The following is a 13,112-nucleotide window of genomic DNA, read 5'->3' on the forward strand; positions in this document are numbered from 1 at the left end:
ATAATTAGTTTTTATTAATAATTATTATCGTGTGAATCTCTTGTCATTAGAATTCACTATTTGGTATAATGTAAGAAGTTTAAGGAGGCGTCATATGGAAAGCCGTATTGATCGTATAAAAAAACAATTATCTGGTGCGAGCTATAAACTGACGCCACAGCGCGAAGCGACAGTCCGAGTATTGCTTGAAAATGAAGAAGATCATTTAAGTGCTGAGGATGTATTTTTACTAGTTAGAGAGAAATCTCCTGACATAGGGCTTGCTACAGTTTATCGTACATTAGAATTATTAAATGAATTGAATGTTGTCGATAAGATTCAATTTGGAGATGGCGTATCGCGTTATGATTTAAGACAAGAGGGAGCCGCTCATTTTCACCACCATCTTGTTTGTATTGAATGTGGAGCAGTAGATGAAATTCAAGAAGATTTATTAGAAGACGTGGAAGCGATCGTTGAAAAAAAATGGAATTTCATAATTAAGGACCATCGATTAACTTTTCACGGAATATGCCACCGTTGCCAAGATAAATAGATTTAAAGGAAGTATTTATCAACAATCTGAGGATAGCAAATTGCTATCCTTTTTTTTATAAGGAGGTAAACAATGAAAAAAGGAATGCTTCAATTAGAAGATTATTTGCATTTTTTACGGATTGAACGTCAATTGGCAGATAACACACTAATATCCTATAAAAAAGATTTAATGGATTATATAAATCATATTTTTAACGAACAAAAATTACATAGTTTAGATGAAGTAGAGCGCCAGAATATTCTTATTCACTTACGAAAGTTAAAGTCAGAAGGGAAAAGTCCAAGATCTATTGCTAGACATATTTCTTCGATTCGTTCGTTTCATCAATTTTTGTTGAGAGATAAAGTGACAAACCAGGATCCCACCATCCATTTGGAAATTCCACAGATGGATCAAAAATTACCAAATTTCCTTTCCGTAGAAGAATTAAACAATTTATTAAGTAGTATCGACGTTTCAAAGCCTCAAGGTAAACGAGATTTAGCAATGTTTGAATTAATGTATGCAAGTGGTATGCGTATTAGTGAGTGTCTAAATTTGAATTTGGAAGACTTACATTTAACTATGGGATTTGTTCGTTGCTTCGGAAAAGGTGGGAAAGAGCGTATTATACCATTAGGTGGAGCAGCTATAAAAGCGTGCCAAAATTATATTGAAGAGGCACGTCCAAAATTATTAAAAGCTACTGAGAAGACGGATGCCATATTTATTAATCAAAGAGGAAAAAGATTAACTAGACAAGGGATATGGAAGTTGTTAAAAATGCATGCTATGAATGCAGGAATAACAAAAGAAATCACTCCACACGTACTTCGACACACTTTTGCTACTCATTTGATTGAAAATGGAGCCGATTTACGAGCGGTTCAAGAGATGCTTGGTCATGCAGATATTTCAACGACACAAATATATACACATGTAAGTAAAACTCGTTTAAAAGAAGTTTATAGACAATTTCATCCAAGAGCATAACTTTAAAATTTGTCAGAGGTCTGACCTGTACTTTATTAAAAATTTTGGTAAACTAGAAGTAAATAATGGGAGGGAAAAAGATGAGTAAATTTAAACGTATCCATGTCATCGTCATGGACTCAGTTGGAATAGGTGAGGCACCAGATGCGGAAGCATTTGGGGATGCAGGATCACATACCTTAGGACATATAGCTGAAAAAATGAACGGCTTGAATATGCCAGAGATGCAAAAATTAGGGTTAGGAAATATAGAAACGATAAAAGGTATTTCACCTGTCCAACATCCTTCAGCGTATTATGGAAAAATGCAAGAAGCTTCTGTAGGAAAGGATACTATGACGGGTCATTGGGAAATCATGGGTTTAAACATCGATAAACCTTTCAAAGTATATCCTAATGGATTTACAGAAGAATTAATCTCAGCTTTAGAAGAAAAAACTGGACGTAAGGTAATTGGTAATAAACCTGCTAGTGGTACTGCAATACTAGACGAACTTGGTGAAGAACATATGAAAACTGGAGCAATTATTGTGTATACTTCAGCTGATCCAGTACTCCAAATAGCTGCACATGAAGAAATAGTTCCACTTGAAGAACTATATCGGATTTGTGAAATTGCAAGAGAACTAACTCTCTCACCTGAATATTTAGTTGGAAGAATTATTGCACGTCCATTTATCGGAGAACCTGGAAACTTCATACGAACATCCAATAGACATGATTATGCTTTAAAGCCCTTTGGAAGAACAGTTATGAATGAATTACAAGATGCTGGTTTAGATGTGATAGCTTTAGGCAAAATAAACGACATATTTAATGGGGAAGGAATAACTTCTACCGAACGCACGAAAGATAATATGGATGGAATGGATAAGTTCATCACAACATTAGACAAAGACTTTACTGGCATAAGCTTTTTAAATTTAGTAGATTTTGATGCATCATTTGGGCATCGCCGTGATCCACTTGGATATGGGAAAGCTTTAGAAGAGTTTGACGCACGCTTAACAGAAGTCTTACCAAAGTTAACAGAAGAAGATTTATTGATTATTACTGCAGATCATGGGAATGATCCTACAATGCCAGGAACGGACCATACACGTGAATTTGTTCCTTTGACAGTATATTCTCCACTGTTAAAAGAGATGAAAGAACTTCCTTTACGTAACACATTTGCTGATATCGGGGCAACTATTGCCGAAAACTTTGGAGTATCAAAAACGAAATTTGGAGAAAGCTTTTTATCCTTACTAAAATAAAGGGCGGGTCAAAACAATGAGAATGATTGATATTATTGAAAAGAAAAGAGACGGAAATTCTTTAACGAAAGCTGAAATAGACTTCTTTATACAAGGATATACGAATAATACCATTCCAGACTATCAAGTCAGTGCGTTCCTAATGGCTATTTTCTTTCAAGATATGAATGATGAAGAGAGAGCGAATCTAACGCTTGCAATGGTAAACTCAGGGGAGCAGATAGATTTGTCTGCTATTGCAGGGATAAAAGTAGATAAACACTCAACCGGGGGAGTTGGCGATACAACTACACTTGTACTAGGTCCGTTAGTTGCTGCGTGTGGCGTTCCTGTTGCTAAAATGAGTGGACGAGGTCTAGGTCATACTGGCGGTACTATCGATAAACTAGAAGCAATTGAAGGGTTTCATGTTGAGCTTTCTCCACAACAGTTTGAGAAACAAGTCAACGAACTTAAACTCGCTGTTATTGGTCAAAGTGGTAATTTAACTCCTGCGGATAAGAAGTTATATGCACTTCGTGATGTAACTGGGACCGTAAATAGTATACCGCTTATCGCAAGTTCCATTATGAGCAAAAAGATTGCAGCTGGAGCAGGAGCAATCGTTTTAGACGTAAAAACTGGCGAGGGAGCATTCATGAAAACGACAGAAGATGCAAGAGAGCTTGCAAAAGCAATGGTGCGCATCGGTAATAATGTCGGAAGAAAGACAATGGCTATCATTTCAGACATGAGTCAGCCTTTGGGGTATGCGATTGGAAATGCACTAGAGGTCATTGAAGCGATTGAAACGCTTAAAGGAAAAGGACCAAAAGATTTAACGGAACTTTGCTTGACTTTAGGAAGCCAAATGGTTGTGGTAGGAGAAAAAGCCGATTCGTTAGAGGAAGCAAGAGAGATGCTCCTAAAAGTTATAGAAGACGGTACTGCTTTAGATATTTTTAAAAGGTTTATTAAGAGTCAAGGTGGGAACGATGCGATTATTGATGATATTTCATTGTTACCTCAAGCAAAATATACCATTAATGTTCCAGCTAAACAGGATGGTTTTATTACGTTCATGGAAGCAGATGAAATTGGTACTGCAGCAATGCTATTAGGAGCAGGGCGAGCTACGAAAGAGTCAGAGATCGACCTTGCAGTAGGTATTGTATTACAGAAAAAAGTTGGTGATTACGTTAAGAAGGGCGAATCACTTGCAACCCTATATGCTAATACAGAAAATGTACAAGAAGTATTAGACAAATTAACTGCTAACATTGAAATTGAAGATACACAAAAAGAAGCCCCACCACTTATTTATGAAATTATAACAGCTTAAATTTATTACAAGTAGGCATCTTGCGAAAGTTTAAAAAAACTTTTGCGAGATGCCTATTTTTTGTTTAGAAATAGAATAATATTCCTATACTATGAATGAATAATTCTTTGTCGAAAATGAACTAAAAAACAATGATTTTTTCTACTTTTGTCAAGCGCAAGGATTTTCATTTGTGAATGTTGAATAGCGCTATCAGAGGAGGCGATTTTATGTATCACGAAGTAGAAAAAGTCGGAGACGAAATAATTATTATTCGATTAAAAGGTGAATTAGATCATCATGGTACTCATGATATACGCAATGAGATAGTACCGATGATCAAAAATGGTTCTATTAAAGTAATAGTTTGGAATTTAAAAGATTTACATTTTATGGACAGCTCTGGAATCGGTCTAATTCTTGGTAGAATGCGCGAACTTGCACCAGTAGATGGACAAACAATTATTGTAAATCCATCCCCTACGATGAAGAAAATTTTCGAGTTTGCAGGTTTAAGCCCATATATTTATAACGAATCAGAAATTGAAATTATGTCAAATTTAGGGGGAATCGTTTATGGACAATGAGATCACATTATCTTTTATTGCCAAAAGTGAGAATGAAGCGTTAGCTAGAATGGTAATGTCTAGCTTTATTGCTGAAATTGATCCAACCATTGAGGAATTATCGGAATTTAAAACAGTTATTTCAGAAGCAGTAACAAATGCAATTGTTCATGGATACGACGAAGATGGTGTTGGGAAAATAGAAATTCATGCGCAAAGAATAGGTAGAGAAATAGTTGTTTCTATTGTTGACTCTGGCAGAGGAATTCGAGATATCAATCAAGCACGTGAGCCTCTTTTTACAACGAAACCGGAGGAAGAACGTTCTGGAATGGGGTTTACCATTATGGAAAGCTTTAGTGATGACGTGGACATTTACTCTATTCCTGATAGGGGGACAACGGTAACCATTACGAAGAAATTTGTACCAATTCAAGAGTCATGTAGGATTGTCTAATGATGATGAATAATAAGCCGACTACTTTACTTACACAAGAAAAAATGAGGGAGTTAATTGCTTTATCGCAATCGGGTGATAAATTAGCGAGACAGCAGATGATTGAGGGTAATACGAGGCTTGTTTGGTCTATTGTGCAACGGTTTGCATCAAGAGGGGCCGACTTAGAAGATTTGTTTCAAATTGGTTGTATTGGTTTAATGAAGTCCGTCGATAAGTTTGACCTTAGTTATGAAGTTAAGTTTTCCACGTATGCAGTTCCGATGATTATTGGAGAAATTCAAAGATTCTTAAGAGATGATGGGATGGTTAAAATTAGTCGTTCCATTCGAGAGCTGAATTTTAAAATCCGTCACGCAACAGATGACTTCATGAAAAAGCATGAACGACAACCGACTATACTTGAACTAGCAAGTATTTTAGAAGTTTCAAGAGAAGAAATAGTCATGGCAACAGATGCATTAAGAGATCCAGCTTCGTTACAAGAACAACTATATGAAAATGAAAGTGGAGATGCTTTGACTTTGATGGATCAAATGAAAGATGAGCGCTCTGAAAAGTCATTTGATCATATACCGCTTAGAGAACTAGTAGAAAAGTTAGAAAAAAGAGAACAGATGATTATTTATTTGCGATATTACCTAGACTGTACTCAAAGCGATATTGCAGAACGATTAGGTATATCTCAAGTACAAGTCTCAAGATTAGAGAAGAAAATCTTAACTCAGCTTAAAACTTGGTTGGTACCTGCTGGTTTTGCGCATAATCCAAAAGCAAAAGATGGGTGATTAAAACGAAACCGCTATTTTCTAATATGTCAGAAGCAGAAGAGTACTTAAAAGAAAAGTTTGGCGTCAATGAATCGTATGATGTAGGAATATTGCATACCCATTTATACGAATTTCCAGTACTGCTTGTCTATATAAATGGTCTAGTAGATGGGCTAGTGCTTACTGAATTGTTAACAAATGTCCAAGATAATAATTGGCATACAGATTTAGATGAGAATAGAGTAATGGAGCATTACTTTCCTTATCACGCCATTACAGAATATGATTCGAAGGAAAAATGGCTTGCAGCACTTCTTAGTGGACAAGTTACATTTATATTAAAAAATGGCTCTGTATATACGATAGATGTAAGATCATATCCAGGTAGACAGCCAGAAGAGCCAGATAATGAAAAAGTAGTAAGGGGTTCTCGTGATGGCTTTACAGAGAATATCGTACAAAATACGGCATTAATCAGAAGAAGAATCCGTGATACCGATTTGCGGTTTGAATTACATCAAGTATCAAATTTAGGTCAAACAGACATAGCAATTACTTTTATTAAGGGCATAGCCAATGAAGATAATTTGGGTCAGATTCGTGATAGGCTAAAACAAATTAATCATGACGGGTTCACGATGACGGATAAAGCCTTGGAGGAATGGTTATTTAAACAAGGCTTTCATCCATTGCCTTTTGTAAGATTCACCGAAAGACCTGACATTGCAGCAGCTCATTTACTTGAAGGACATATTGTGATCGTTGTCGATACTTCACCGTCTGTCATTATTGTTCCGACAACACTTTTTCACCATCTTCAGCATGCCGAAGAATATAGGCAGGCTCCTATAATTGGTACAGTTGCACGACAGTTGCGATACTTAGGAGTGCTACTAAGTTTATTTCTTTTACCTTTGTGGTATTTATTTGCGAAGCATCCAGAATTTCTACCTAAAGCATTAGAGTTCTTAGGGCCGAAGAAGCTAAGTGAAATACCACTTTTATTACAAATTCTATTTGCAGATGTTGGTATAGAATTTCTGCGATTGGCAGCTATTCATACACCTACCCCATTGTCTACAGCGATGGGAATTATTGCAGCATTGGTAATCGGGCAAATGGCTGTTGATGTAGGTTTGTTTATTCCAGAAGTAATTTTGTATACAGCTATCACTGCAATTTTTACATTTGCTATTCCATCTTATGAGTTAAGTATAACGACAAAAATTTTCAGATTGTTTATTTTGTTGAGTACTGCAATATTTGGCGTAAACGGGTTTTTCATCGCTCTTGTAATTTTGTTTTGGTATGTGTGCTCGGTGAAACCATTGAATGTTCCCTATTTATGGCCAGTTGTTCCTTTCTTTCCTAAGGCTTTTTTACGTATTTTTATAAGATTTCCTATGCCTGCAGATGCAAAAAGACCTTTTATTACACGAGCGCCTGTTCGCAAAAGGTCATGAATAACATTGCATTTGCCTCATTTTCTGTGGTAAAGTTCATATAGAAATAGAGGAAAAGAGGCGGGAGACATGGTGATGGTATCAAAGCATGCTGTAAATGAAAAAGGACACTTATTAATTGGTGGAATCGACAGTACAGAATTAGCTAAAACTTATGGGACACCACTATTTGTATATGACTTGTCGCTAATTAGAGAGCGTGCACGTGGATTTAATAACACGTTTAAAGAACAAAATATACAAGCCCAAGTTGCCTATGCAAGTAAAGCATTTTCAAGTGTCGCAATGTATCAAGTAATGAAGCAAGAAAATTTATCTCTTGATGTCGTTTCGGCAGGAGAGTTATTCACCGCTATAAAAGCTGGGTTTCCTGTTGAACGTATACACTTTCATGGGAACAATAAAAGCAAAGAAGAATTATTGTTGGCGCTTGAGCATAAAATAGGTTGTATCGTGGTAGATAATTTCTATGAATTAGAATTATTGGATACGTTAACTAAAGAACACAATCAAAAAGTAAATATTCTATTGCGTGTTACTCCTGGCGTAGAAGCACATACACATGACTATATTACAACAGGGCAACAAGATTCCAAGTTCGGATTCGATTTGTTAAATGGACAAGCTGACAAAGCGTTCCAAGAAGTTTATCAACATGATTATATTCAATTACTTGGATTGCATTGCCATATTGGATCTCAAATTTTCGAAACAATCGGATTTAAAGTTGCAGCCGAAAAACTAATCAAAAAAATGATTGAATGGTATAATAATTATGGATTCCTGTGTACTGTATTAAACTTAGGTGGGGGCTTCGGTATTAAATATACGGAAGAAGACTCTCCTCTTGAGCCGTCTGTTTATGTGAGAGAAATGATAAAGGTTGTTAAAGATTTAGTGGAAGAAGTTAACTTAGCAATGCCAGAAATTTGGATTGAACCAGGCAGATCACTAGTTGGAGATGCAGGTAGTTCTCTGTATACAATAGGTTCTGAAAAAGAAGTACCAGATGTACGGAAGTATTTAGCAGTTGATGGTGGTATGTCCGATAATATTCGACCAGCATTGTATGGAGCACTTTATGATGCAGTTATTGCAAATAAAATGGGTGAAAAAAATGTTGAAAACTATACAATCGCTGGTAAATGTTGTGAATCAGGTGATAAATTAATTGAACAAATTTCATTACCTAAAGCGGAGCCAGGGGATATTTTAGCAATGTTTTGCACAGGAGCATATGGCTATTCGATGGCTAGCAATTACAATCGTTTAGTAAGACCTGCAGTCGTTTTTGTGGAAAATGGCAAACATCAATTAGCGGTAAGAAGAGAAACGCTGGAAGATATTGTCCATCTTGACCTTCCTTTATCATTAGAAAAGGAGTGAAACAAGATGAAAAAACAAAACATTATTCTGTTTCTTATTTTACTTTTAGCTGGAATTATTTGGGGTTTAATATACTGGTTCTTTATAGCTCCTAATAGTAATTTGTAATTGAAAAAATTGTCACGTAAAAATATTCTTTTAAAGAAATTAAAAGAGGGTCTTAACTATGTTGCTACGTTATAAAAAAACATTTGAAAAAATATCAATGGGACTACTTTCCTTTATGCCTCACGAGAAAGACGTGAAAAAACTATTGGAAACAATTCATCTATATGAAACCGATCCCGATTGGCATTTGTTTCTTTGGAAAAAAGATGAAGATCTAGTAGGGCTAATTGGTGTTAGAATGAATGGTACAGATGGAATCATTCAACATATTTCAGTCAATCCTTCTCATCGAGGAGAAGGTATAGGAAAAGATATGATACAGAATTTGCCATCTATTTTACATACAACATCTATTCAACCATCAGAGGATATTAAAGCTTTCTACGAAAAATGTAAGACAGAAGATGAAGAAGTTTAGATTCTTAATGTATTCCGATTAAAGTTCTGTTAAGAAAGAAGAATGACATTATAAAATGTCATTTCTTCTTTTTTTGCTTTTTTCTCTCTCTGCAAGTATTTCTGAACGATCTCTTAGCATATGCTTATGAATAAGAAAATTTTTATCATAACTAGTTTCGATATTGTAATTTTCTACTAATGAGTTTAAATGCGGATCTTTAATAGAAACAAGAAAAGGCTGAAATGGTTCGTTTTCTTGCATATGTATTAATGAACTTGCAGTGTCCTGTATTAGATTACTATAATCAATGGTTTCATAAAAAGGTGAGCCACTAGTTTCTATTAACCGTTTTATACTCGTTTGCATGGTTTTTAGAGCTCCTGGATTATTTCCCCTACGCCAATGATACATACTTGTAGACATTAATATTAACGCGGTTAAAGGATGACTTTTTTGTTTTGGGGCAACCTCTTTCCAATAATCTTCTAATACCTCGTGACATTCAAAATAATCGTGTGTCACATTAAATTCTTTTATAAATTGTACGAAATTAGGATGGAATGTAGGATGCAATAGTATCACCTTTCCTCTATAATGATGTTAAAAACCGATAATAGGTGGAGTTTTATGTCTTATGAAGTTAAAACGGAGGCGTTTGAAGGGCCTCTGGATTTATTATTACATTTAATAAATCGTTTGGAAATAGATATATATGATATTAAAATGGCGGAGATCACATCACAATATATGGAGCATATACATGCTATGCGGGTGCTCGAGTTAAATGAAGCTAGCGAGTATTTAGTGATGGCAGCTACTTTATTATCCATTAAAAGTAAAATGTTACTCCCTATACATCAAGATGACGAAATGGATGATGATTTTGATCTTTCGTTAGATGACCCAAGGGATGAATTAGTTTTAAAGTTAATAGAATATAAGAAATACAAAGAAGCGGCAAGTAATCTACAAGAGATGGAGGAATCTTCTAGTCTCTTTTATACAAGACCTCCTGCTGATTTAAGTGGTTTTCAGGATAGTAAGCAGTTAGCATTATTTGAACTTGATGTAAATGTGTATGATATGTTGGGTGCCTTCCAAAAAATGCTTAGAAGGAAACAATTGAATGCTCCACTTCATACTCGAATAAGCAAACAAGAAATTTCGATAAAAGATCAGATGAAAAATGTTATATCCACTTTAAAGAAAAGTGGGGGAAAAATATCATTTTATAATCTTTTTCCTACTAGGGATAAAACAACAATTGTAACAACTTTTTTATCCTTACTAGAGTTAATGAAGCGGCAGATTGTTCAAGTAGAACAAAAAAGCAATTTTGAGGAATTATTTGTTCTATTGCGAAAGGAAGATTTTGAAAGTGAATTCGACGATGAAATTGATGAGTAAAATTGAAAGCTTGTTGTTTGTAAGTGGAGATGATGGTTTAACAATAAAACAACTAGCATTTTTAACTGAAACGACAGAACAACAGATTACAGAAACTATAGAAAAAATGATAGTAGATTACGAGAGTAAGGAAGAAAGAGGTATCATCATTAAACAGTTAGCAGGTACATATCAATTAGTAACTAAGCTTGAAAATGTACAAAGCATACAAAAATTGGTTGAGAATCCCACTACTCAGTCTCTTTCTCAAGCATCCTTAGAAGTACTAGCTATTATTGCGTATAAGCAACCAATCACGAGGGTTGAGATAGAGGACATCCGTGGAGTGAAATCAGAACGACCAATTTATACTTTATCTGCTAAAGGTCTTATTCAAGAAGTTGGTCGAGCAGAAGGCACTGGTAGAGCCATTTTATATGGTACTACAAACGAATTCCTTCAATATTTTGGATTAAAGAATATTTCAGCACTTCCACCACTTCCGGATGAAATTGCAGTGGATGATATGGAAGACACTGACTTGTTTATGACGAAGTTCCAGGAAGCATTTGTAAATCAGGAATAAATTAAAGAGGAGTAAATAATATTTTCAAAAAAACACTGCTTATCTTGATGTTCTTGCTATTTTGGCAAACAACTGGTGTAGAGGCTTCTTCCTCTTACGTAGCCATTGATGTTAACTCTGGTAGATTACTAGAGGGAAGCAATGCTCATGCAGAGCTACCGATTGCTAGTCTAACAAAAGTTTGGACAGCTTTAACAGTTCTTGATGCTTCTGATTTAGATGAAGAAATTACGATTTCAACACAAGCAGCCTCTCAAGAAGGATCTTCTTTATATTTACAAGCTGGTGAAGTATGGACTGTAGAATCTCTTCTTTATGGTCTACTTTTACAATCGGGTAACGATGCTGCCTATGCACTTGCTGAACATGCAGGGGGGTCGGTTGAAGGATTTGTCAAAATGATGAATGAGAAAATGCAACTTGCAGGACTAGAAAATTCACATTTTACTAATCCGTCAGGACTTCATCATGATGATCATTATTCTTCTGCAATAGATATGGCTAATATGCTTCGACTTGCCCTTAAAGATGAAGATTTTGAGAAAATAGCTTCCGCCAAAACGTTTCGACCAAAAGAGAGAAATGTGATTTGGAAAAACAAACATAAACTTCTCCATTATTCAGATCAAGCTATTGCTGGTAAAACTGGTTTTACAAAAAGAGCAGGCAGAACGCTTGTTACTTATTTTAAAGATGGTTCGAAAGAAATAATCGTTGTGACATTGAATAACTCAAATGATTGGAAGACACATACTGCATTAGCTGATAATATTTTCGCAAATTATGAAAACGTTAAAGTAGTGGAAAAAGGTAAATATAAAATTTTTAATAAAGAAGTAATCAAGGTTAAAAAAGACTATATATTACTATTAAACAAAGATGAAAAAGAGCAACTCCAAAATGTTTTACATATACCAAGGAAAAAAGATTCCAATCCATATATGTGGAATGTCTACATTAATAATGAACTTGCTTTACGATTTAAAGTAGATAAAATAAAATAAACAATCGGAGGAGACAGTTTTTCTAAAAAGACTGTCTTCTTTTAATTTGGCTGAAAGTATGACATAATTCACTCATGTTAGTGGAAAGAATGGACGAGGTGAATTAATTGGAAAGATTACAAAAAGTACTTGCTCATGCAGGGGTAGCATCAAGAAGAAAATCAGAAGAACTGATCCTACAAGGAAAAGTTAAAGTAAACGGTAAAGTAGTCACGGAACTCGGAATAAAAGTATCGGATTCGGATACAGTGGAAGTAGAAGGAGTTAAATTAGAAAAAGAGCAAAAAGTTTACTATTTACTCTATAAGCCTAGAGGGGTTATATCAGCTGTATCGGATGATAAGGGTAGAAAAACTGTGACCGATCTTTTACCTCATGTTACGGAGCGTCTATATCCTGTAGGAAGATTAGACTACGAAACTTCAGGTTTATTATTACTTACAAATGACGGAGACTTTTCTTATGCTTTAACGCATCCTAAATTCAAAGTAGATAAAACGTATGTAGCGCGGGTAAAAGGTATTCCATTAAAAGAACAATTACGTCCCCTAGAACGTGGAATTGTTTTAGAGGATGGAAAAACTGCTCCTGCTCGGGTAAAACTATTGTCTTCTGAAAGAAAGACAAATAAAGCTATTGTAGAAATTACAATTCATGAAGGTAAGAATAGACAAGTTCGTCGTATGTTTGATGCAATCGGTTTCCCTGTGCAAAAATTAAAGCGTGAGCAGTTTGGTTTTTTAACACTGCATGGTTTAAATGCGGGAGAATGGAGAGAGCTTACTACTCATGAGGTCAAACAATTAAGAGTTCTAGCTGAAACAGGTAAGGTAGGGAAATAAAGGTTTTTTTGTTCACAAAGCAGTCATAAGTCTTAATTTTTGTATGTATTTATTTTGGTATAATAGTGTCGGTTA

15 protein-coding genes are annotated in these 13,112 nt (G+C 35.1%); 14 read left to right on the top strand and 1 reads right to left on the bottom strand.

All coding sequences use genetic code 11. The annotated features are described in order from the left end of the window. The first annotated feature begins 94 nt into the window (after positions 1-94). The 10 genes from AN959_RS06945 (at position 95) to AN959_RS06990 (ending at position 9,237) form a co-directional block, all read left to right on the top strand. Positions 95-535 (top strand): Fur family transcriptional regulator, encoded by a 441-nt coding sequence (locus tag AN959_RS06945; RefSeq protein ID WP_053589843.1) that lies wholly within the window; start codon positions 95-97, stop codon positions 533-535. Positions 536-607: 72 nt separating this feature from the next. After that, positions 608-1,510, top strand: coding sequence for a site-specific tyrosine recombinase XerD (gene xerD / locus AN959_RS06950; RefSeq protein ID WP_053589842.1), 903 nt, complete (start codon positions 608-610; stop codon positions 1,508-1,510). Between the two features lie 80 nt (positions 1,511-1,590). Further along, complete coding sequence (gene deoB, locus AN959_RS06955) at positions 1,591-2,769, top strand: phosphopentomutase (RefSeq protein WP_053589841.1); 1,179 nt, start codon at positions 1,591-1,593, stop codon at positions 2,767-2,769. A gap of 16 nt (positions 2,770-2,785) precedes the next feature. Continuing rightward, positions 2,786-4,090 carry a pyrimidine-nucleoside phosphorylase gene (locus AN959_RS06960; RefSeq protein WP_056829421.1) on the top strand — a complete coding sequence of 435 codons (1,305 nt, stop codon included), beginning with the start codon at positions 2,786-2,788 and terminating at the stop codon, positions 4,088-4,090. Positions 4,091-4,299: 209 nt separating this feature from the next. Next, entirely contained in the window at positions 4,300-4,656 is a 357-nt protein-coding gene (locus tag AN959_RS06965; RefSeq protein WP_053589839.1) for an anti-sigma factor antagonist, read from the top strand. Next, a complete protein-coding gene (spoIIAB, locus tag AN959_RS06970; protein WP_053589838.1) occupies positions 4,646-5,092 on the top strand; it encodes an anti-sigma F factor in 447 nt (148 codons plus the stop codon). The genes AN959_RS06965 and spoIIAB overlap by 11 nt, the downstream gene beginning before the upstream one ends. Further along, complete coding sequence (locus AN959_RS06975; protein WP_053589837.1) at positions 5,092-5,880, top strand: SigF/SigG family RNA polymerase sporulation sigma factor; 789 nt, start codon at positions 5,092-5,094, stop codon at positions 5,878-5,880. Before spoIIAB ends, AN959_RS06975 begins: the two co-directional genes overlap by 1 nt. A gap of 26 nt (positions 5,881-5,906) precedes the next feature. Beyond that, on the top strand, positions 5,907-7,325 hold the full coding sequence (locus tag AN959_RS06980; RefSeq protein WP_053589836.1) for a spore germination protein: 1,419 nt from the start codon (positions 5,907-5,909) through the stop codon (positions 7,323-7,325). 69 nt (positions 7,326-7,394) lie between these two features. Continuing rightward, complete coding sequence (lysA, locus tag AN959_RS06985; protein WP_056829423.1) at positions 7,395-8,711, top strand: diaminopimelate decarboxylase; 1,317 nt, start codon at positions 7,395-7,397, stop codon at positions 8,709-8,711. Positions 8,712-8,877: 166 nt separating this feature from the next. Beyond that, on the top strand, positions 8,878-9,237 hold the full coding sequence (locus tag AN959_RS06990; RefSeq protein WP_056829424.1) for a GNAT family N-acetyltransferase: 360 nt from the start codon (positions 8,878-8,880) through the stop codon (positions 9,235-9,237). 48 nt (positions 9,238-9,285) lie between these two features. Here AN959_RS06990 and AN959_RS06995 read toward each other — a convergent pair whose 3' ends face one another. Further along, on the bottom strand, positions 9,286-9,792 hold the full coding sequence (locus tag AN959_RS06995) for a DUF309 domain-containing protein (RefSeq protein WP_053589833.1): 507 nt from the start codon (positions 9,790-9,792) through the stop codon (positions 9,286-9,288). A gap of 54 nt (positions 9,793-9,846) precedes the next feature. Here AN959_RS06995 and AN959_RS07000 point away from each other — a divergent pair, with 54 nt between their 5' ends. The 4 genes from AN959_RS07000 to AN959_RS07015 all read left to right on the top strand — a co-directional run bounded on the left by AN959_RS07000 (position 9,847) and on the right by AN959_RS07015 (position 13,037). Next, on the top strand, positions 9,847-10,626 hold the full coding sequence (locus AN959_RS07000) for a segregation/condensation protein A (RefSeq protein ID WP_053589832.1): 780 nt from the start codon (positions 9,847-9,849) through the stop codon (positions 10,624-10,626). Next, positions 10,619-11,191 carry an SMC-Scp complex subunit ScpB gene (scpB, locus tag AN959_RS07005; RefSeq protein WP_082460909.1) on the top strand — a complete coding sequence of 191 codons (573 nt, stop codon included), beginning with the start codon at positions 10,619-10,621 and terminating at the stop codon, positions 11,189-11,191. Before AN959_RS07000 ends, scpB begins: the two co-directional genes overlap by 8 nt. A gap of 47 nt (positions 11,192-11,238) precedes the next feature. Further along, positions 11,239-12,195, top strand: a complete 957-nt coding sequence (locus AN959_RS07010) for a D-alanyl-D-alanine carboxypeptidase family protein (RefSeq protein WP_056829428.1) — start codon at positions 11,239-11,241, stop codon at positions 12,193-12,195. A 107-nt stretch (positions 12,196-12,302) separates the two neighbouring features. After that, a complete protein-coding gene (locus tag AN959_RS07015; RefSeq protein ID WP_053589829.1) occupies positions 12,303-13,037 on the top strand; it encodes a pseudouridine synthase in 735 nt (244 codons plus the stop codon). Positions 13,038-13,112: the final 75 nt, after the last annotated feature.

Source organism: Psychrobacillus sp. FJAT-21963 (genome assembly GCF_001420585.1).
In the GTDB taxonomy this organism is placed as follows: domain Bacteria; phylum Bacillota; class Bacilli; order Bacillales_A; family Planococcaceae; genus Psychrobacillus.